Raw genomic sequence first — 21,874 nt, forward strand, 5'->3', positions numbered from 1 at the left:
GCGCGCATGACGGCATGCGCTGGCGCGGGTCGCGAACGACGGAACACGAAGCGGGCGCGAGCGCACGCGCCTGGCCGCATCGCCATCCGGTGATGACGGCGGTCGCGATCGTCGCCGCGCTCATCGCCATCCTCATCGCGATCTGGGACTGGAACTGGTTCAAGGGGCCGGTCGAACGCCAGGTGCAGGCGCGCACCGGCCGCGAGTTCCGCATCGGCGGCAACCTCGATGTCGACCTGGGCTGGACGCCGGTGGTGTCCGGCGAGAAGGTCACCTTCGGCAACGCACCGTGGTCGCGCGCGCCGGTGATGGCCTCGGCCGATCGCGCCGAAATCGGCATCGCACTGTGGCCGCTGCTGCGCCGGCAGGTACTGCTGCCGCTGATCCGGCTGGAGAACCCGCGCCTGCTGCTGGAAACCAATCCGAAGGGCGGCGACGGCAACTGGGTGTTCGGCGAGAAAGGCGGCGAAAGCACGGTGCAGTTCCGGCGCGTCGACATCCAGCGCGGCTTCCTGCAGTTCCTCGACGCGCCCAAGCGCACCGACATCCGCGTCGGCGTGAGCAGCCAACGCTCGCATTCGCGCGATGCCGGCGCGCCGGTTTCGGTGATCGGCGGCGGGTTGTGGGAGAACAACCGTTTCGTTCTGCAGGGCAGCGCGGCCTCGCCGCTGCAACTGCGCGATCGCGATGCGCCGTATCGCATCGACGTGCGCGCGTCCGCCGGCGCGACGCACGCGCATGCGCGCGGCACGCTGCTCGATCCGCTGCGCCTGCGCGGTTTCGACCTGCAGATGAAACTCTCTGGTCGCGATCTCGGCGACCTGTATCCGCTGCTCGGCTTGGCGATCCCGCACACGCCGCCCTACTCGCTCGATGGCCGCTTCAGCCGCGAAGGCGAGGTCTGGCATTACCGCGGATTCGACGGCCGCATCGGCGACAGCGACATGCATGGCGACGCAAGCGTGGACACGTCCGGCCAGCGCCCGTACCTGCGCGCCGATCTCACCTCCCGCCGGCTCGATTTCGACGATCTCGCCGGCTTCGTCGGCGGCACCCCACAGACCGGCAGCGGCGAGACGGCGAACGCCGAACAGGCGCAGGACGCCGCCAAGAAGGACGCCAGCGCGCGCGTCCTCCCGCAGACGCCGTACGACCTGACCAAGCTGCGCGCGATGGATGCCGACGTGCGCCTGCGCGCGATGCGCATCAACGCGCCGGCCCTGCCGCTGGACGACATGGACGCGCACCTGCTGCTGGAAGGCGGTCTGCTCAGGCTCGATCCGCTCAACTTCGGCGTGGCCGACGGCGACATCCGCTCGCGCATCCGCATGGACGCGCGCACCGACACCATCCGCACGCGCGCCGACGCGAACCTCGCCGGACTCAACCTCGGCAAGCTGCTGCCGAAGGTCGGACTCGCGCAGAACGCGATCGGCAGGATCAGCGGGCAGGTCGGCATCGAGGGCACCGGCAATTCGATCGCGGCGATGCTCGGCAGCAGCGACGGCGACATCGCCGTCGGCATGGGCGCGGGCCGCATCAGCAACCTGCTGATGGAACTGGCGGGGATAGACCTGGCCGAGATCATCAAGTTCAAGCTCGGCGGCGACAAGCAGATCCCGGTGCGCTGCGCGTTCGCCGACTTCGGCGTGGAGAACGGGCTGATGACCACGCGTTCGCTCGCGTTCGATACGACCGACACGATCCTCGTCGGCTCGGGCACGGTGAACCTGCGCGAGGAGACGCTCGACCTCACCATCCGCCCGCGCCCGAAGGACCGCAGCCTGCTCGCCTTCCGCACGCCGCTGAAGGTGGACGGCACGTTCAAGAAGCCGGGGCTGCATCCGGATCTCGCGCGCGTGGGCCTGCGCGGTGCGATCGCGCTGACCCTCGGCACGATCACGCCGCCCGCGGCGCTGCTGGCGACGCTGGAGCTGGGGCCGGGCGAGGATTCGGGGTGCGGGGGGAAGTACGCGAAGTGATCAGGAACGGGACGTGAGGAACGAACTACGCGTTTCTCGTTCCGCCATCCCGTTCCTGGTCAGCTGGCGATGTACCGCTGCAACTGGTCCAGTTCGAGTTGCTGGTCCTCGATGACCGCCTTCACCAGATCGCCGATCGACACCACGCCCAGCACCTGGCCGTTGTGCACGACGGGAAGATGGCGGATGCGGCGATCGGTGACGATCTGCATGCAGTGGTCGGTGGTGTCGTCCAGGCCGATGCTGATGACCTCGCTGGTCATGATCGTGCGCACCGGCGTGTCGGCGGAGGAGCGGCCCTGCAGCACGATCTTCCGTGCGTAGTCGCGTTCGGACAGGATGCCGACCAGTCGCCCGCCATCGATCACCAGCACCGCGCCGATGCGCTTCTCGGCCATGAGCCGGATCGCATCGATGACCGGCGCGTCGGGGCCGATCGCGAACACTTCGGGCGCTTTGGCTTCGAGCAGTTGCCGCACGGTGCGCATGGCCGTCTCCTTCGCCGGGGGCTTGGGCCGAGCATACTCCAGCGTCCCGTCAACGCACGCGAAGGCGCGAAGGGACGCCATGTGATGATGATCGGGACGCTCAGTCCACCGCCGAACCGCGCAGGCGCTGCACGCGATCGCCTTCGTCCAGCGCATGCGCGCTGCGCGCCGGACGCGCGGGCTGCCAGCTGTCGACGAGGTAGAGCGGGCGCTGCTTGGCTTCGTCGTACAGGCGGCCGAGGTATTCGCCGATCACGCCCAGCGCGATCAGCTGCACGCCGCCGAGGAACAGGATCACCGACATCATCGTTGGCCAGCCCGCCACCGGATCGCCCCAGAACAGCGCCTTCACGATGATCACCACACCGTAGAGGAAGGCCACCAGCGCGGTCAGCAGGCCCAGGTAGGTCGCCAGTCGCAGCGGTGCGGTCGAGAAACTCGTGATGCCTTCCAGCGCGAGGTTCCACAATCGCCAGAAATTGAACTTGCTGCGGCCCGCGGCGCGCGGATCGCGGTGATAGGGAATCGCGATGCGGTTGTAACCGACCCAGCCGAACAGGCCCTTCATGAAGCGATGCCGTTCGCGCAGCTGCTGCAATGCATGCAGCGCGCGCGGCGAGAGCAGGCGGAAGTCGCCGGTGTCGGCAGGGATAGGCGTTTTCGAAAGCATGCCGATCACGCGATAGAACGCGTGGGCCGTCGCGCGCTTGAGCCAGCCTTCGCCTTCGCGTTCCAGGCGCGTGCCGTGCACGTCGTCGTAGCCTTCGCGCCACCGGTCGACGAACTGCGGGATCAGCTCCGGCGGATCCTGTCCGTCCGCGTCGAGGATCAGCGCCGCGCCTTCGTCGATGCGGTCCAGGCCCGCGGTCAGCGCGAGCTCCTTGCCGAAGTTGCGCGAAAGGCGCAGCAGCGCGACGCGCCGGTCGCCCGCGGCGAGCTGCTGCATCACCTGCCAGGTCGCGTCGCGGCTGCCGTCGTCGACGTACAGCACCTGGCCTTCGACGCCATCGCGCGCCAGCGCGTCGAGCACCGCCGCGATGCGCGGCTGGAGCGCCGGCAGGCTGTCGGCCTCGTTGAAGGCCGCGACGACGATGGTCAGGCGTTCTTGGTCCATGGCGCGATGGTAGCCCTACGCGGCGTCATTCGATGCGCTGCAGGTACTGGGTGCCGCCCATGTACCGCATCTGCCGCTGGATCGCCTGCGAACGACGCTGCACGTACGGCCCGGGGCTGGCGATGCTGTAGCGGCGCGGGCTCGGCAGCACCGCGGCCATGCGCGCGGCCTGCGCGGCGGACAGCCCGCTGGCGTCCTTCCCGAAGAAGGTGCGTGCGGCGGCCTGCGCGCCGTACACGCCGTCGCCGAACTCGGCGATGTTCACGTACATCTCCACGATGCGCCGCTTCGGCCACATCGCCTCGATCAGCAGCGTGTACCAGGCCTCGATGCCCTTGCGAACCCAACTGCGCCCGCTCCACAGGAACAGGTTCTTCGCCGTCTGCTGGCTGATGGTGCTGCCGCCACGCACCTTGCGGCCACGCTCGTTGTTCTTGCGCGCGCGTTCGATGGCCTTGAGGTCGAAGCCGAAGTGTTCGGCGAAGTTCTGGTCTTCCGAGGCGATGACCGCCAGCGGCAGGTACGGCGAGATGTCGTCCAGGTCGCGCCACTCGTGGGCGATGCGGAACGACATGTCGCCCTCGCCCCACGCTTCCAGCTGGCGCGACACCATGAAGGCGCTGAAGGGCGGGTCCACGAAGCGCAGCGTCGCCACCTGGATCACGCTGAGGAGCAGCGCGGCGAGCGGCAGCGCGACCAGCCAGCGAAGCCAGCGGCGACGACGGCGCGGGGGCGCCTGCACGGGTGGAGCGGCGGCGTTCAAGGCTTGCACGAGCGGTGCCCAATCCCCATGGTGGTTTCCATGCCTCTTCACATGACCGCGCGCATTATTCCAACGACGCGCGCCAACCGCACGAGTTCCGCATGACCCAGACCGACACCGCGCCCGTTGGCGACCGCGACCAGTTGACCCGCTTCCTCATCGAAACCGCCGGCGTGCGCGGGGTGCGCGTGCACCTGGCCGACACCTGGACGCAGGTGCGCGAGCGCGCCGGGTATCCGCCGGCTGCCGCCGAACTGCTGGGCGAAGCGCTCGCCGCCGCCGCGCTGTTCACCGGCCATGCCAAGGTCGACGGCCGCCTGTCGGTACAGCTGCGCGGCCACGGCGCGCTGCGCACGCTGTTCGCCGAATGCACCGCGGCCGGCACGCTGCGCGGCATCGCGCAGATCGACGAGGACGCCGGTGCCGTTTCGCGCGACCTGCGCGATCTCGGCGAGGGTGCGCTGCTGGCCATCACCATCGAGAACCCCTCGCTCGACGGTCGCGAACCCATGCGCTACCAGGGCCTGGTCGCGCTGGAGTCCGATTCGCTCGCCGGCGCGTTCGAGGATTACTTCCGCCAGTCCGAGCAGCTCCCCACGAGGCTGCTGCTGGTGGCCGACGAACGGCAGGCCGCCGGCCTGATGCTGCAGAAACTGCCGGGCGACCATGGCGACGACGACGGGTGGTCGCGCGTGGGCGCGCTATTCGACACGCTCACCACACGCGAACTGCTGGAATGGTCGGCGGAAGACCTGCTCACCCGGCTGTTCCACGAGGACGGGGTGCAGGTGCTGGGGCGCAAGCCGCTTCGCTTCGCCTGTTCCTGCTCGCGGGAACGGGTGGAGTCGATGCTCGTCTCCCTCGGCGAGGTCGAAGCCCGGGCCGCCGCCGAGGCGGCCGGTGGCGTCGCCCTGATCCGTTGCGAGTTTTGCGGACAGAGTTACCGTTTCGACGCAGAGGAAATCGCTAGCTTGTTCACCGTGGCGACGACGGAAATGGCGGCACCCGACCGGGTGCAATGACCTGCCGGAGCGCCCCGGGGAATTGTTAAATAAACATAAACAGTCTATAGTCGCGGTCCTCAGGAGAGGGGAACTCCGCCCGGTTTGGCCGGTCGTATCAAGACCATGAACACGCGCCTGCTTCGACTGCCGTTGACCCTGATGCTCGCCCTCGGCGTGGCGGCGGGCGTGCACGCGCAGTCCAGGGCGACGGCGGAAACCACCTACCTCCCGGTCTGGAACCAGACCAGCGGCAAGCTCGAATACCTGCTCCAGCTCGAGCCCACCGGCACGCCGGTCGCCGGCGCCCGCTGGCGCGTGGGCAGCAACACGCTGGATGCGGCCTTCGGCCTGGAAGCCGGCGACACGCTCGGGCTGGTCTGCGATCGCAAGACCGGCCTGGCCGGCGCCATCGGGAACCTCGCCAACCACTGCATGCTGGCGACGCTGGACGACGATGAGCCGTCCGCCGCGCGCCAGGGCACGATCGGTGCCAGCCTGAGCCGCCCCGGCGGCAAGGTCGGCCTCGCGCTGGGCACCGGTCGCGACACCCTGCCAGCCTGGCTCAGCCCGAACGCGAAGTTCAGCAAGGTCGACCAGAACACGCTCACCGTCTACGGCCAGAAGAACATCGGCCGCGAGGCCACCGTTTCCATCGGCGGCACCTGGGCGCGCGCCAAGCTGATTCCGGCCGGCGAAATGCCCGCACTGGCCGACCGCTGGAACACCCGCAGCCTCACCGTCGGTGCAGGCCTGGGCAACTTCAGTGCGAACATCGTCGGCCGCGTGGTCGACACCCCCGGCGCGCCCGGGCAGTGGGAAGGCCTGGGCGTCGGCCTGACCTGGCGTACGCCGTGGAGCGGCCAGCTCACGGTCGGCGCGGAAAACGTCGTGACCCGCGGCAAGAACCCGTTCGCCCCGGAAAACGGCGAGAAGGACGAAGGCACCGTGCCCTACGTCCGCTACGAGCAGGATCTCTGACCTGCTTCTCCAGGGGCCGTGTCGGCGCCCCTGCCTGAACACCCGTTCATCTTCGTGATTCTCCCACCCGTGGGCAGATACGCCCGCGCATGGTTTTCACGTGCCTGGAACGGCACGTTAACGACACTTTTACTCTCGTGAAACTGTGGTTAGGATCGGACCCGGCCTTGCCGTTTTTGGCGTCCTTCTTGTCGCCTCCGGTTGAGTCCCATGGGTAAGTACCGACTTTCAGTTTCTTGGAGAGAGAGATGACCTTGAAGACCACCCCGCTCCGCGACGCGATCACCTTCGCGCTCGCCGTGAGCACCACCGCACTTGCGGGCATCGGCGCCGCCGTCGCCCAGGAAACGACGGGCGACCAGGGTGCCACCACCCTCGATCGCATCGAGGTGACCGGCTCGCGCATCCGCCAGGTCGACATCGAAACCGCCGCACCGGTGCTGCAGATCAGCCGCGACGACATCGAGAAGCAGGGCTTCTCGTCCGTCGCCGACATCCTGCAGAACATCACCGCCGTCGGTTCGCCGGCCATCAGCCGTACCTCGCCGCTGTCCTCGGGCGAAGCGGTCGGCGGCCAGTACATCGACCTGCGCAACCTGGGTCCGAACCGCACGCTGATCCTCGTCAACGGCAAGCGCCTTGGCATCACCAACGACGGCCTGCAGGACATCGCGTCCATCCCGGCCTCGATGGTCGAGCGCATCGAAGTGCTGAAGGACGGCGCCTCGACGATCTACGGCTCCGACGCCATCGCCGGCGTGGTGAACATCATCACGCGCAAGAACTTCGAAGGCGCCGAAGCCAACGCCTACTACGGCCAGTACGGCCAGGGCGACGGCACTCGCCAGGTCTACGACTTCCTGCTTGGCTTCACCGGCGACCGCGGTTCGGTCACCGCCGGTGTCGAGTACTCGAAGGAAGATCCGGTGTGGGCGCGCGACCGCTGGTTCTCGCGCGATCGCTTCCCGACCGGCGAGAAGAGCGCGCCGCGTCCGGGTGGCACGTCGGGCATCAGCCAGTACGGCCGTTTCACCTACTGGACCGGCGAACTGGATGAGGACGACAACCCGGTCTTCTCCGGCCCGCTGACGCTCAACCGCGGCACGCCTGGCCTGGATCCGCGCGATTTCGCCAGCTACCGCGATTTCAGCGCGGCAACCGACAACTCGAACCCGAACCGCGCTTCGACGGTGTACAGCGGCGTCGAGCGCAAGTCGGCGTTCTTGAACGGCATCTTCAACATTACCGACAACATCTCGTTCGAAACGGACGTGCTGTACACGGATCGCGACTCGTTCGCGCAGAACGCCGGCTATCCGTTCCAGAGCGCCGCGTTCGAACGGACTGCGGCGGTGGGCCCGGACTTCCTCTCCGGCGGCCTGGACATCAACAGCTACTTCAACCCGCTGGGCAACCAGGCCACCGGCGCGCTGCCCGATGGCGTTCCCGCGCAGTCGATCGACTTCATCCGTCGTGGCTGGGAAGTGCCGCGTGAGGTCCGCAACAGCCTCACCACCTGGCGCTTCAGCGGCGCGTTCAACGGCTCCTTCGAGCTGGGCGACAACCGCTTCTGGGATTGGGATGCGGGCTACCTGTACAACCAGAACAAGGGCGTGCAGATCAGCACCGGCAACCTGAACACCGCGGCCGTGGCCCTGGCCACGGGCCCGTCGTTCCTCAACGACCAGGGCGTCGTGCAGTGCGGTACGCCGGACGCGCCGATTCCGCTGGGCTTCGGTCCGGGCGCGTGCACGCCGTGGAATCCGCTGGTGCCGGAAGGCTACGCCGCGCCGAACGGCCTGGGCGATCCCAACGTGCAGGCCTTCCTGTACCTGCCGGGCCAGGCGCTGTCGGAAACCGAGACCAAGGTGTACTACGCCAACATCTCCGGCTCGCTCTTCACCCTGCCGGGTGGCGACCTGGGCGTGGCGGTGGGCGTGGAGCATCGCAAGGAAGACGGCTTCTTCTCGCCCGACGCACTGGCGCAGACCGGCATCTCCACCGACCTGGCCGCGGGCCCGACCGGTGGCGGCTACTCGCTGGATGAAATCTACGGCGAGTTGAGCATCCCGCTGCTGGCCGACATGCCCTTCGCCCAGGAACTGAGCTTCAACCTGGCGACGCGCTATTCGGACTACGACACTTTCGGCGACACCACCAACAGCAAGTTCGGCTTCAAGTGGAAGCCGCTCGAGCAGCTGCTGGTGCGCGGCACCTGGGCCGAGGGCTTCCGCGCCCCCACCGTGGCCGACCTGTTCGGCGGTGTCTCGCAGAGCTTCGAGTTCTACACCGACCCCTGCGACACGCTGTTCGGCAACGCCGCCGGCAACGCCCGTTGCGCGGCCGACGTGCCGGCCGGCTTCCGCCAGAAGGCCCAGGCGGGCCAGCTCGCCCCGGGACCGGGTACGCAGACGCCGATCCCGTTCCTGTCGGGTTCGAATCCGGAGCTGACCCCGGAAACCTCGGAGTCCAAGACGCTCGGCCTGGTGTGGAGCCCGACCTTTGCCGAAGGCCTGAACCTGTCGCTGGACTGGTGGACCATCAAGATCGAGAACACGATCGTCGCCGACGATCCGTCCTCGATGCTCGACGACTGCTACCTGCGCGGCATCGAATCGCGTTGCGCGGGGCCGAACACGTTCACGCGTGATCCGGTCACCGGCGACGTGATCGCCCTGTCGTTCGGCGGTCGCAACGCGGGTTACCAGGAAACCGAAGGCTTCGACTTCGACCTGACCTACACCCTGCAGACCGACTGGGGCCGCTTCGGCCTGTCCTGGCTCAACACCTACGTCAGCAAGAACGAGCTGAAGCAGGACAACCTGGACACCCCGCCGCTGCAGCTCAACGGCACGACGAACTTCGGTGCGAACTTCCGCCTGCGTTCGAACGCCAGCCTCAACTGGGACAACGGTCCGTGGGGCGCGACCTGGGGCGTGCGCTACTACTCGGGCCTGCGTGAGGAATGCTTCTTCGACGAGCGCTGCTCGCTGCCGGACTACACCGCTCCGGAGTTCCAGGGCGAGACCGTGCCGATGAACGAAGTCGGTTCGAACACGTTCCACGACGTCCAGGTCCGCTGGAACGCCCCGTGGAACGCCACCGTCGCCATCGGTGCGAACAACGTGTTCGAGCACTACTCGGCCCCGATGTACAGCCAGCCGAACTCGGGCTACTCGTACTACGGCGGTTTCGACATCGGTCGCTTCGTGTACCTGAAGTACCAGCAGCGCTTCTGATCCATCGCGCTGCGATTTGCGGGCGGCCCCTCCGGGGGCCGCCTTTTTTTTTGCTCCCGCGAATGCCGCGTCGAAGCAGCGCCGGCACCTCTGGAGGGCCCATACCGCAGCGCAGCATGGGTCGTCACGAACCGATAACCGGTCGTTAACGTCTATTTCACTTTTCTCACGGTGCGGTTACGATCGGGTTAAGCCTTGCCGTATTTGGCGTCTCATTTGACTCCGCCGGCCGGGCCCCATGGGAAGTACCCACGAGTTTCCGGAGAGAGAGATGACCTTGAAGACCACCCAGCTCCGCGACGCGATCACCTTCGCGCTCGCGGTGGGCACCACCGCGGCAGCCGGCACCGGCATCGCCTTCGCCCAGGAAGGCGAGAAAGCCACGACCCTCGACCGCATCGAGGTGACCGGTTCGCGCATCAAGCGCGCCGACATCGAAACGTCCCAGCCGATCTTCTCGCTGAGCCGCGACGACATCACGGCGCAGGGCCTGACCTCCGTCGGCGACGTGATCCAGAACATCACCGCCAACGGCTCCACGCTCAACAGCACCTACAACAACGGCGGCAACGGCGAGACGCGCGTCAACCTGCGCAACCTCGGCTCCAACCGCACGCTGGTGCTGGTCAACGGCCGTCGCTGGGTCGGTGGCACGGGCCTGGGCGGCGCGGTCGACCTCAACACCATCCCGACCGCCGCGGTCGAGCGCATCGAAGTGCTGAAGGACGGCGCCTCGACGATCTACGGTTCGGACGCCATCGCCGGCGTGGTCAACGTGATCCTGCGCCAGAACTTCGAAGGCGCCGAAGCCAACGCCTACATCGGCCAGTTCGACAAGGGCGACGGCACGCGCCAGGCGTACGACTTCATCATCGGCACGAGCGGCGACCGCTTCTCGGCGATGCTGGGCTACGGCTACGTCAAGGAAGAGCCGGTCATGGCCGGCGACCGCTACATCTCGAAGGAGCCGACCTACACCACCGGCAACTTCTTCGGTTCCGGCACCAGCCCGAACGGCCGCTTCGGCTTCGGCGAAGGCTGCGACCGCGTCACCGCCGACGGCACGCCGCTGTACCTGGACGCCGATGGCAACCTGACGACCGACGTCACCGACACGCGCGCACAGGTCGCACGCGGCGGCAAGGCACCGGGCGAGCGGTGCGTCGCGGGCACCATCACCTACGACGGCGCCGGCACCCCGGCCCGCCCGTACGTGCCGGGCGTGGACGCGTACAACTTCGCTCCCGAGAACTACCTGCTGACGCCGCAGGAACGCCGCTCGGTCTTCGGCAACGCCTCGGTCGACATCACCGACGACGTCCGTTTCAAGACCACGGTGACCTACAACGAGCGCATCTCCGAGCAGCTGCTCGCCGCGATGCCGGTCACCCTCGGCCAGCCGGTTGCCGGCACGCCGTCGGGCACGGTCGTCATCGATGCGGACAACGCCTACAACCCGTTCGACGAAGACGTCACCCGCATCAGCCGTCGCACGACGGAGACCGGCGGTCGTTCGTTCAACCAGGACGTGCGCACCTTCGCGATGTCGGCCGGCCTGGAAGGCACGCTGAACTTCGCCGAGAAGTACTTCGACTGGGAAGCGGGCTACTTCCGCGGCCAGAACAAGGCGAACAACACCACCTTCGGCCTGTTCAACGTCGAAGCGCTGCGCAACGCGCTGGGCCCGTCGTTCGTCGACGCCGACGGCACGCTCAAGTGCGGCACCTCGGCCGATACCGTCATCGACGGCTGCGTCCCGATGAACTTCCTCGGCGGCGTGGGCGGCATCACCCAGGAAATGCTGGACTACTCGACGTTCACTGCGCACGACGAGTACAGCTACACCCAGCAGTCCTACTACGCCAACATCAGCGGCGACCTGTTCGCGCTGCCGGGCGGCCCGCTGGGCTTCTCGTTCGGCCTGGAACACCGCACCGAAGACGGCTACGACTCGCCGGACGCGCTGATCAACTCCGGCAGCACCACGGGCAACGCGCGCACCGCGACCGCCGGTGGCTACAAGCTGGACGAGGCCTACCTCGAACTGGCCGTGCCGGTGCTGAGCGACGTGCCGTTCGCCAAGCTGCTCGACTTCTCGCTGGCGACGCGCTACTCGGATTACTCGAACTTCGGCGACACGCTCAACAGCAAGTTCGGTTTCCGCTGGAAGCCGATCGAGGACCTGCTGGTCCGCGGCAACTGGTCGGAAGGCTTCCGTGCTCCGTCCATCGCCGAGCTGTTCGCCGGCCAGGCCGACTCGTTCCCGACCCTGTCCGATCCCTGCAACAGCTCCAACTTCGGAACGCTGGCACCGCAGGCGCAGCAGCGCTGCCTGGCCGAAGGCGTGCCGAACGGTGGCTACCGCCAGGACAGCCAGCAGATCCGCATCACCGTCGGCGGCAATCCGGACCTGATGCCCGAGAAGGCCGAGTCGACCACGTTCGGCTTCGTCTACAGCCCGAGCTACGTCGAAGGCCTGGATATCTCGCTGGACTGGTGGAAGATCAAGATCGAGGACGCGATCACCACCATCGGCGGCGAGACCATCATCCAGCAGTGCGTGGACTCCGGCGGCAGCGGCCAGACCTGCGGCCTGTACACGCGCCAGTCTGACGGCAACATCCTGACGCTGATCAACACCACCACGAACATCGGTGGCACCAAGGTCGAAGGTTACGACCTGACCATCGGCTACCGCCTGCCGGAAACCGCGTGGGGCAAGTTCAGCTTCACGTGGGACACGACCTACCTGGCCGAGCAGATGGACGACATCGACGGCGACGGCGTCTACGGCGAGGACAACCAGATCGCTCCGGCGATCGGCCAGCCGCTGCACTACAACGAAGGCGGCAACCTCGTCGGCGAGTACCTGCAGAACGACAACAAGTGGCGCATCCGTTCGAACCTCATGGCCCGTTGGGAACTGGGCGACTGGGGCGCGACCTGGAGCGTGCGCTACTACTCGTCGCAGGACGAGGCGTGCAGCCCGGCGTACGAGGAGTACGGCTTCGGTTACCTGTGCACCGACGGCGACCGCCGGGTCGGCATCCCGACCGACGCCAACAACAACGGCGTGTGGGACGGCGTGGGCGGCGGCGACACGATCGAGTCGATCCTGGAGCCGCAGCACCACATCGGCGCGACCACCTACCACGACGTTTCGGTGTACTGGAACGCCCCGTGGAACGCGAAGATCGCCGTCGGCGTCAACAACCTGTTCGACAAGAACCCGCCGATCGTGCTCAACGCGTTCGCCAACACCTTCGATCCTCAGTACGAACTGCCGGGCCAGTTCATCTACTTCCGTTACTCGCAGAAGTTCTGAGTCGATCTCCCGATCGGTACTTGCTCCACTGCACCGCTTCTACGGCCCCTCACGGGGCCGTAGTTTTGTCTGGACGTTGCAGGAATGAAACGTCGGACGTTCAGGAAGTTGAAGATTAACAACACTTTAAGTATTCGCTCCGCAGGTCTAACATCGGCCCGACCTTGCCGGATTTGGCGTGGTTTTTTGCTCCGCCCGGCGGGTTCCCCTGGGAACACCTGAGACCGACTTGGAGAGAGCGATGAATCCGAAAACAACGAAGCTCCGGGACGCCATTCGCGTGACACTGGCCCTCGGCACGACGACGGCCGCCGGCATGGGCGCAGCACAGGCCCAGGATCCGGCCCCGCCCCCGGCTTCCAACCAGGAAGCCACGACCCTCGATCGCATCGAAGTGACGGGTTCGCGCATCAAGCGCGCGGACATCGAAACCTCGCAGCCGATCTTCTCGCTCAGCCGCGACGACATCACGGCGCAGGGCCTCACCTCCGTCGGCGACGTCATCCAGAACATCACCGCCAACGGCTCCACGCTCAACACCACCTTCAACAACGGCGGCAACGGCGATACCGGCGTGAGCCTGCGCAACCTCGGCGCGAACCGCACGCTGGTGCTGGTCAACGGCCGTCGCTGGGTCGGTGGCGCATCGGGCACCGGCCTGGGCGGCCAGGTCGACCTGAACTCCATCCCGACCGCCGCGGTGGAACGCATCGAAGTGCTGAAGGACGGCGCCTCGGCGATCTACGGTTCCGATGCGATCGCCGGCGTGGTCAACGTGATCCTGCGGCAGAACTTCGAGGGCGCAGAAGCCAACGCCTACATCGGCATGTACGACAAGGGCGACGGTTTCCGCCAGTCCTACGACTTCACCATCGGCACCAGCGGCGACCGCTTCTCGGCGATGCTGGGCTACGGCTACGTCAAGGAAGAGCCGGTCATGGCCGGCGACCGCTACATCTCCAAGGAGCCGATCTACACCACCGGTGCGGCGCTGGGCGGCAGCTCGACCACGCCCAACGGCAACTTCTCGGTGCGGTTCGGCGAGTGCTTCACCGATCCGGCCGATCCGGACTCGGCCACGCGCTGCCGTCCCGACGGCACGCCCGGCAGCTTCACCTACGATCCCGGTGCCGGTGCCGCCAACTGGCGGAACTTCACCAACAACGACATCTACAACTTCGCGCCCGACAACTACCTGCTCACGCCGCAGGAGCGCCGCTCGGTGTTCGGCAACGCGTCGGTGGACATCACCGACGACATCCGCTTCAAGACCACGCTGACCTACAACGAGCGCCAGTCCGAGCAGTTGCTCGCGGCCATGCCGATCACCCTCGGCGTGCCGGTCGCCGGCACCAACGCCGGCAACGTGGTCATCAGCGCCGACAGCATCTACAACCCGTTCGGCGAGGACATCGACTGGGTGCAGCGCCGCGCCGTGGAAACCGGCGGCCGCCGCTTCGAGCAGGACGTGCGGACCTTCGCGATGAACGCCGGGTTCGAAGGCACGCTCAACTTTTCCGAGAAGTACTACGACTGGGAAGCGGGCTACTTCTACGGCCGCAACAAGGCCAACAACACGACCAACGGCCTGTTCAACGTCATCTCGCTGGGCAACGCGCTGGGGCCGTCGTTCATCGATGCCGATGGCACCCCGACCTGCGGCACGCCCGACGCGCCGATCGCCGGCTGCGTCCCGATGAACATGCTCGGCGGCGTGGGCAGCATCACGCAGGAGATGCTCGACTACACCACCTTCGTCGCGCACGACGAGTACAGCTACACACAGAAGACCTACTACGCCAACATCGGCGGCGATCTGTTCAACCTGCCGGGCGGGCCGCTGGGGTTCTCCGTCGGTTACGAGCACCGCAGCGAGGACGGCTACGATTCGCCCGACGCGCTCATCAATTCCGGCAACACGACCGGCAACGCGCGCACCGCGACCAGTGGCGGCTACACCGTCGACGAAGCGTACCTGGAACTGGCGATCCCCGTGCTGGCCGACGTGACCGGTGCGCAACTGCTGGACTTCTCGGTCGCCACGCGCTGGTCGGACTACAGCAACTTCGGCGACACGCTCAACAGCAAGTTCGGTTTCCGCTGGAAGCCGATCGAGGACCTGCTGATCCGCGGCAACTGGTCGGAAGGCTTCCGTGCGCCGTCGATCGCCGAACTGTTCGCAGGCCAGGCCGACTCGTTCCCGCAGGTCAGCGATCCCTGCAACCAGACCAACTTCGGGAACCAGACGCCGCCCGCGCAGGCCCGCTGCCGCGCCGAAGGCGTGCCCGATGGCGGCTACGCGCAGAACAACACGCAGATCCGCATCACGATCGGCGGCAACCCGAACCTGCAGCCGGAGAAGGCCGAATCGACCACCGCCGGCTTCGTCTACAGCCCGAGCTTCGTCGAAGGCCTCGACGTTTCGCTGGACTGGTGGAAGATCAAGATCGAGGACGCGATCACCACCGTCGGCGCCGCGCCGATCATCCAGCAGTGCATCGACTCCGGCGGCACCGGGCCGACGTGCGACCTGTATTCGCGCCAGCCGGGCGGCGAGATCCTCACGCTGCTCAACACCACGGTGAACATCGGCGGCACCAAGGTCGAGGGCTGGGACATGACGGTGAGCTACCGCCTGCCCGAGACCGCGTGGGGCAAGTTCAGCTTCACCTGGGACACGACCTACCTGTCGGAATACCTCAACGACAACGACGGCGACGGCATCTACGGCGAGGACATCTTCCAGGAGCCGGCCATCGGCGCCGAGATGGCCGCCAACGAAGGCGGCAACCTCGTCGGCGAGTACGACGGCCCGAACCTGCTGAACTACTGGCGCCTGCGTTCGAACCTGGCGGCGCGCTGGGAGATGGGCGACTGGGGCGCGACCTGGAACGTGCGCTACTACGACGACCAGACCGAGCCCTGCCAGACCTTCGAGGACTACGGCTACGGCTGGTTGTGCACGACCACGGACCGCTTCCGCAGCATTCCGACCGATGCCAACGGCAACGGCATCTGGGACGGCACGGCCGGCGGCGACGACTTCACCGTGGTGGCGGCCAACGAGCACCACGTCGGAGCGGCGACCTACCACGACGTCAGCGTGTACTGGAACGCGCCGTGGAACGCGAAGGTGACGGTGGGTGTCAACAACATCTTCGACAAGGGCCCGCCGGTCGCCTACACCTCGTTCGCCAACTCGTTCGATCCGCAGTACGACCTGCCGGGACAGTTCGTCTACTTCCGCTATTCGCAGAAGTTCTGATCCGTCCCGCGCGCCATGCGTCACCCGCTACGGCCTCGCAAGAGGCCGTAGCTTCATCCGGCTACACTCCACCTTTCCAACGCGCTCCGCGACCGCATGGCCTTCGAGATCAGCCCCGTCTTTTCGGTTCCCTTCGCGCAGGACACGATGCCGGATGCGGCCGTGTTGAACGCGCAGCTGCGTGCGTTGATCCTCGCGCGCGAGGCGGAAGGCGCGCGCTACGCCAATCCCAATCCGTCGCTGAAGCAGCAGCCGGGCGTGTTCGAGAGCGACTTCAACCTGTTCGCCTGGCCGGAGGCGTGCATCCAGCAACTGCGCCAGTTCTGCTGGACCACGCTGGGCCGCACGATCGCCGACCTCAACGGCTATACGGCCGAGGAGATGAAGCGGCTGCAGATCTTCTCACACACCTGGTTCCATGTGACGCGCAATGGCGGCTTCACGATCAACCACACGCATCCGATGGCGTCGTGGTCGGGCGTGTACTGCGTCGATCCGGGCACCACGCCGGAGGATCGCCCCGAATCGGGCGTGCTGCGCTTCCACAACCCGCACCACTACAGCAACTATTTCCTCGACGCCGGCAACGCGCGGCTGCGCGCGCCGTACCACCACGGCACCTGGAACATCCGCTTCCAGGCCGGGCAACTGGTGCTGTTCCCGTCATGGCTGCAGCACGAGGTGATGCCGTTCTTCGGCGACGACGAGCGGATCACGATCGCGTTCAACTGCTGGTTCGGGATGAAGGACGGCTAGGCGCTGTCGCTGTCGCTGTTGTAGCCCGGGTAAGCGAAGCGCACCCGGGTGGTTCTCGGCGCGTTCCCGGGTGCGCTTCGCTTACCCGGGCTACAAATGCGCCCCCGTCGAATCGACCGGATACGACAAACAAAACGGCCGCCCGAAGGCGGCCGTATCCGTCATCCGACAACGCGGCGCCTCACTGCAACCGCAGCGTCGCATCCCCCGAGAAGCTCTCGATCGACACGTCGCCATCGCCGTTGCCGTAGCGGTGGTCGAAGCTGGATCCCGGACCGTGCTTCGGACGGTTGATCTGCGCACCCGGCGCACTGAGGTCGCCGCTGAAACTCTCGCCGCGCACGTTCGCCGACAGGGTCCGCGGCAGCGTCAGGTCGAGGTCGCCGCTGACGGTTTCCAGCATGATGCGGCCATTGGTGGCCAGCGCGGTGTTGATGCGGATGTCGCCGGAGACCGTGGAGCCCGACAGCTTCTGCACGCGCGTGCCGAGCGTGCCCACGTCGATGCGGCCGGAGACGGTTTCCACGCTCACCTCGCCATCGAGGCGGCCGCGCAGGGTGAGGTCGCCGCTGACGGTTTCCGCGCTGACGCGGCTGGAGTTCACCGTCAGCATCAGGTCGCCGCTGACGCTGTCGAAATCGGCTTCGCGCGGCGCGGCAGCGACGGTGACCTCACCGCTGACCGATTCCACCGACAGCTCGTTCGACGCCACGCCTTCGACGTTGACGTCGGCCGAGACCACGTCGACTTCGAGATCCGCGCGGATCGGCACCATCACGCGCAGGTCCGTCGGCTCGCTCTTGTCGCCGCTGCCGAACATGGTGCCGTCGCGGTTGGGGTACTTCACGCGGATGCTGAGGTGTTCGCGGTCGCCGTCGATCTCCAGGCGCTCCACGCCCTGGCCGAGGCTGCCTTCGACCTTCACCTCGGGCCTGTCCCATGCGCGCACCTGCACGCTGCCCTTGACGTTTTCGATCTCGACCCGGCCACGCGGGTCCAGCGGACGCGACTCGTTGATCGGCGTGGCGGCGAAGGCGCCGTGCGCCATCAGCAGGGCCAGGCCGAATGCGAGGCGTTGGAGGTGGGCGCGGATCATGGACGTTCTCCGGGATTCTGGCTTCGGTTCTTGGAAATGGCGATGGAAAGGGTGCGTCATGGCGCGGCCGACCTCAGGCGTAGGCGAGGCGCTGCGCGAGTGCGAGGCGCCGGGCGTAGGTCTTGCGCAGCTGCTCCAGCAGCAGGCGCGAGTCGGGATCGCGCGCCAGCGCGTCGAGGATCAGCGCGGCGTTGCGGTCGAGTTCGTCGAAGGCCGGCTGCAGTTCCGCCGGCGGACGGCCCGATCCGACTTCGATCAGCGCGGCCTGGTACTGGCGCGCCATGCCCTGCGCTTCGAGCTGGACCAGCGAGGCCTGCGGACCGCGCGGCGCGCCGGGGTTCGTCGGCGTATTTCCGCCGGTGCGCCAGAAGCCGACCACGCCGACGGCCAGCGCCAGCGTGGCGGCCATCGCCACCGGCGCGAGCCAGCGCGGGCGCTGCGGCGCGACCTGGCGCGGCTGCGCCTGGATGCGTTCGGCGATGCCGGGCCACAGGTCGCGGCCGGGCGGTTCGTCGCGGCGCATCGCCCGAAGCTGCCAGCGCAGCGCGTCGGGCAACTCGTCGCGGCGGTCGTCTCCGGTGTCGTTGCGGATGTTCATGCGTGTGCTCCCAACCGGTCGCGCAGCAGGCTGCGCGCGCGGTGCAATTGCGCTTTCGAACTGCCGACCGCCATGCCGAGTTCGGCGGCGATCTCCTCGTGCTTCCAGCCTTCCACGTCGTACAGGACCAGCACCGCGCGGGCGCGGGGCGGCAGGCTGGCGACGGCGCGTTCCAGGTCCATGGACAGCGCGGTGGTGTGTCCGGCCGAATCGGCGCTGCCGATCAGGTCGAAGATTTCCTCGTCCGAGTCGCCCTCGTCCTGCGGGCGGCTGCGGCGGCTGCGCAGTTCCATCAGCGCGGTGTTGACCGCCAGCCGGTGCAGCCAGGTCGAGAACGCCGACTCGAACCGGAACGCCGGCAGCGCCTGCCACGCGCGTACGAAGGCTTCCTGCGTCAGGTCCTCGGCGCGGGCGCCGTGGCCGCCGACCAGCCGGGCGATCACACCGTGCACGCGGCTGGCGTGGCGACGGTAGAGCGTCTCGAAAGCCCGCATTTCACCGCGCGCCGCCGCTGCCACCAGGCTGCGTTCCTCGCTGCCGTCGTCCGGGACGGCGGGGGCATCGGTCAGGCTTTCGGTCACGACGGTCAGCATGTCCATATGGATGCGCCGAACGGGGCGCGGGTTTAAGTCGGGTCTGCGACCGGCGCGCCCTGCGGCTCACGCCACGGCGCCAGGCCTTCGAGCAGCGGCCCCAGCCTGTCCGCGTACGGCGCCCAAGCCGCCTTGCGGCCCTTGATGATGCCGCCCCGCATCTGCGGGCTGCTGGCGGTCGCCACGGCGCCGGGGCGGTCCAGCGTGGTCGCCGACGCGTCCCAGCGCAGCCCGCAGAAATCGAGCACGCCCCGCATCACGCCTTCCGGATCCTCGACCAGCGCATCGTAGTGCACGTCCAGGATCCGCCCCGGCATCGCCGCATGCCAGTGCGCCATGAGCCGGCGGTACTGGCCGTACCACTCGGCGAGTTCGCGCTGGTCGTAGGAGAACGTGTTCACGTCGGAGAACATCGTGCGCAGGTTCGAGAAACACGTGTCCACCGGATCGCGCACCATGTGCAGGATGCGCGCGTGCGGCAGCGCGCGGGCGATGAAGCCCAGATGGAGGAAGTTCGACGGCAGCTTCTCGGTCAGCACCGCGCGGCCCTGCGCGCGATGGGCGGTGTGTTCCAGGAAGCGGCGGCCCAGCGCGGCGTAATCGATCTTGTCGGCGCGGCGCACGAGTTCGGCATCGAGCACGCCGCGGCTGCGGTAATCGGCGAAGTAGCGCATCTGCGAGGCGAACGAATACGTCTCGCCGCCGTCGGTGACGTCGGGATGCCCGCCCAGCAGCTGCTCCAGCAGCGTGCTGCCGGAGCGGTGCATGCCGACCACGAACACCGGCCGGTACGGCGCGGGCTCGTCGGCGTGCGTCCGGCCCGCCTTGACGAAGTCCGCGTCGCACAGCTTCATCAGGCCCTCGAACATGCGCCGCGCATCGGGCCGGTCGTGCGGCGTGAGCTGGCGCTTGGTGCGGCAGGCGTGATCGAGCGCCTGCCACGACTCCTCGTACTCGCCCACGTCGTGCGCCTCGTTGTGCACGGCGTAGGCCAGGTACACGCGGCTTTCGCTGCCCGGCGGCACGCGCGGGATCAACGCTTTCATTCGCGCAAGATGGTTCCGTTCGGGCGTCTGCCTGCGCAGGCGCGAGAGCACCCAGTGCGCCTGCGCGTAGGTCGGCAGGATCGCGATGCATTGCTCCAGTTCCTGCTCGGCCTCGTCCATCCGGCCGAAGAACATGTGCACCACGCCGCGGAAATAACGCGCCGGCGCATGTCGTGCATCGCGCTGCACGGCCAGGTCGAGCAGTTGCATCGCCAGGTCGTTCTCGCCGCTGGTGCTGACCAGCATCGCCACTTCGGTCAGCCACGCGGCGGAGCGGCGTTCCTGCCAGCGCGAATGCGCCAGGCAGTCCATCAGCAGCGCGGGCTCGTTGAACAGCCGCAGCGCGCGGGCGAGATTGAGCACCGCCTCGTCGCCCTGCGGCCGGGCGGCCAGCGCGCGCACGGCGTAGTCGCGCGCATCGCGATACCGGCCGAGCGACAGCGCCATGCGCGAGGCGCGCAGCATCGCCATGACGTGGCCGGGATCGAGCGCGAGCACGCCGTCGTACGAGGTGAGCGCCGCGGCCCACTGGCCCTGCCTGGCGTAGGTTTCGGCCTTCTGCCACAGCGATGCGACGGTCATGTCCACTCCTGCGGCGGGTTCATCGGCAACGGTGCATCGAGGAACGGCAGCACGAAACGCTCGGCCCATTCGCGGGCGCGCGCGAGTTCGGCACCGAAGCGCTCCTCGACCATCCGCGCTTCCTGTGCACGCTGCCGTGCGCTGTATTCCACCGACATCGCCTTGGCGTTGCGATGGGCGACCTCGCGCGTGCGTTCGCGCACCGCCATTTCCGGCGCCGGCAATCGCCACCAGCGCGCGCAGGCGGCGACGGTGTCTTCGGGATCATCGGCAAACGTGGCGAAATCGAGCACGCGCACGCGCTCGCCGTACCCGCGCACCAGGCTGGCCAGCAGATCGCGCTGCGCCGCCCACTGCAGCGCCACGGCGCACAGCACGTCCGGCGGCTGCAGCGCGTTCGCGGGAAGGCGGCGGTGCAACGTTCCGGCGGTCAACGCGCGCTCGGCGAGTGCGGGCACTTTCGCCTGCGTTTCCGCGGTTTTCTTGAGGTTGGAGACGAGGAAATCGTCGAGCGTCGAGGTCAGCAGCACGGCGCGGCTGCCGGGCGAGAGGTCGAGCAGCTCCGGCGCGATGTTCAGCGCGGCGTGCGTGGCCTTCACCAGCACGCCGCCGCCTTCGCTCCACGGGCGCGACAGCAGGCGCACGGTCGTGCCGCACAGTCCGTCGATCGACCAGCCGGCATGGCGCGCATCGCCGAGACGACGCAGCACCAGCGGTTCCTTCAACGCGACCTGGTGCGCCGGCAGGTGCACGGCGCGCGCGAGCAGCGTCGAACCGCAGAACGAAGTGTGGAAGAGCCATGCCGGCGGGCGTTCCGGCGAAGGCAGCGCCGCGAGGCGCGCGGCCGGAACCTGTTCCACCGAACCCAGCGCCGCGTCGAGCCGCGTGTCCAGGAAGGTCGAACGCTCCAGCACGTCGACGTCGAGCGTCGCCATCTCGAAGCGGCGGTCGGGCACGTGCAGGTCGACGGGAAACCAGCGCGCGTCGGCGGCGCGACTCGGCGGCGTTGCGTCCAGGCTCGCGGTTTCCACACGCCCCTCCACGG

The 21,874-nt window shown here is 67.7% G+C and carries 15 protein-coding genes; 7 read left to right on the forward strand and 8 right to left on the reverse strand.

Going from position 1 to position 21,874, the window contains the following annotated elements; all coding sequences use genetic code 11:
• Window positions 1-14: 14 nt before the first annotated feature.
• Window positions 15-1,982, forward strand: coding sequence for an AsmA family protein (locus tag I4U41_RS12875; RefSeq protein WP_206861484.1), 1,968 nt, complete (start codon window positions 15-17; stop codon window positions 1,980-1,982).
• A 59-nt stretch (window positions 1,983-2,041) separates the two neighbouring features.
• Here I4U41_RS12875 and I4U41_RS12880 read toward each other — a convergent pair whose 3' ends face one another.
• From I4U41_RS12880 to mtgA, 3 genes are all read right to left on the reverse strand, one after another.
• Window positions 2,042-2,470: a CBS domain-containing protein gene (locus I4U41_RS12880; RefSeq protein ID WP_206861485.1), complete on the reverse strand. Its 429-nt coding sequence runs from the start codon at window positions 2,468-2,470 to the stop codon at window positions 2,042-2,044.
• 100 nt (window positions 2,471-2,570) lie between these two features.
• Complete coding sequence (locus tag I4U41_RS12885) at window positions 2,571-3,584, reverse strand: glycosyltransferase family 2 protein (RefSeq protein WP_206861486.1); 1,014 nt, start codon at window positions 3,582-3,584, stop codon at window positions 2,571-2,573.
• Between the two features lie 25 nt (window positions 3,585-3,609).
• Complete coding sequence (gene mtgA, locus I4U41_RS12890) at window positions 3,610-4,347, reverse strand: monofunctional biosynthetic peptidoglycan transglycosylase (protein WP_206861487.1); 738 nt, start codon at window positions 4,345-4,347, stop codon at window positions 3,610-3,612.
• 101 nt (window positions 4,348-4,448) lie between these two features.
• Here mtgA and hslO point away from each other — a divergent pair, with 101 nt between their 5' ends.
• The 6 genes from hslO (at window position 4,449) to I4U41_RS12920 (ending at window position 16,914) form a co-directional block, all read left to right on the forward strand.
• Entirely contained in the window at window positions 4,449-5,369 is a 921-nt protein-coding gene (gene hslO / locus I4U41_RS12895) for an Hsp33 family molecular chaperone HslO (RefSeq protein WP_206861488.1), read from the forward strand.
• A 141-nt stretch (window positions 5,370-5,510) separates the two neighbouring features.
• On the forward strand, window positions 5,511-6,329 hold the full coding sequence (locus I4U41_RS12900) for an XOO1806 family protein (RefSeq protein WP_206861663.1): 819 nt from the start codon (window positions 5,511-5,513) through the stop codon (window positions 6,327-6,329).
• Window positions 6,330-6,577: 248 nt separating this feature from the next.
• Window positions 6,578-9,568, forward strand: coding sequence for a TonB-dependent receptor plug domain-containing protein (locus I4U41_RS12905; RefSeq protein ID WP_206861489.1), 2,991 nt, complete (start codon window positions 6,578-6,580; stop codon window positions 9,566-9,568).
• A 271-nt stretch (window positions 9,569-9,839) separates the two neighbouring features.
• A complete protein-coding gene (locus I4U41_RS12910; protein WP_206861490.1) occupies window positions 9,840-12,893 on the forward strand; it encodes a TonB-dependent receptor domain-containing protein in 3,054 nt (1,017 codons plus the stop codon).
• 241 nt (window positions 12,894-13,134) lie between these two features.
• Window positions 13,135-16,158: a TonB-dependent receptor domain-containing protein gene (locus I4U41_RS12915; protein ID WP_206861491.1), complete on the forward strand. Its 3,024-nt coding sequence runs from the start codon at window positions 13,135-13,137 to the stop codon at window positions 16,156-16,158.
• Window positions 16,159-16,254: 96 nt separating this feature from the next.
• Window positions 16,255-16,914 (forward strand): TIGR02466 family protein, encoded by a 660-nt coding sequence (locus tag I4U41_RS12920; protein WP_206861492.1) that lies wholly within the window; start codon window positions 16,255-16,257, stop codon window positions 16,912-16,914.
• A gap of 181 nt (window positions 16,915-17,095) precedes the next feature.
• On the opposite strand, the gene I4U41_RS12925 is transcribed toward I4U41_RS12920, so the two are convergent.
• The 5 genes from I4U41_RS12925 to I4U41_RS12945 form a co-directional block, all read right to left on the reverse strand.
• Entirely contained in the window at window positions 17,096-18,010 is a 915-nt protein-coding gene (locus tag I4U41_RS12925; protein ID WP_206861493.1) for a DUF4097 family beta strand repeat-containing protein, read from the reverse strand.
• 73 nt (window positions 18,011-18,083) lie between these two features.
• Window positions 18,084-18,608, reverse strand: a complete 525-nt coding sequence (locus tag I4U41_RS12930; protein ID WP_206861494.1) for a hypothetical protein — start codon at window positions 18,606-18,608, stop codon at window positions 18,084-18,086.
• Window positions 18,605-19,207, reverse strand: a complete 603-nt coding sequence (locus I4U41_RS12935) for an RNA polymerase sigma factor (protein ID WP_242525139.1) — start codon at window positions 19,205-19,207, stop codon at window positions 18,605-18,607. Before I4U41_RS12935 ends, I4U41_RS12930 begins: the two co-directional genes overlap by 4 nt.
• 26 nt (window positions 19,208-19,233) lie before the next feature.
• Entirely contained in the window at window positions 19,234-20,829 is a 1,596-nt protein-coding gene (locus tag I4U41_RS12940) for a tetratricopeptide repeat-containing sulfotransferase family protein (RefSeq protein WP_206861495.1), read from the reverse strand.
• Entirely contained in the window at window positions 20,826-21,860 is a 1,035-nt protein-coding gene (locus I4U41_RS12945; RefSeq protein WP_206861496.1) for a hypothetical protein, read from the reverse strand. Before I4U41_RS12945 ends, I4U41_RS12940 begins: the two co-directional genes overlap by 4 nt.
• Between the last annotated feature and the right edge of the window lie 14 nt (window positions 21,861-21,874).

The sequence above is a fragment of the Lysobacter changpingensis genome, from assembly GCF_017308985.1.
Lineage (GTDB): Bacteria > Pseudomonadota > Gammaproteobacteria > Xanthomonadales > Xanthomonadaceae > Lysobacter_J > Lysobacter_J changpingensis.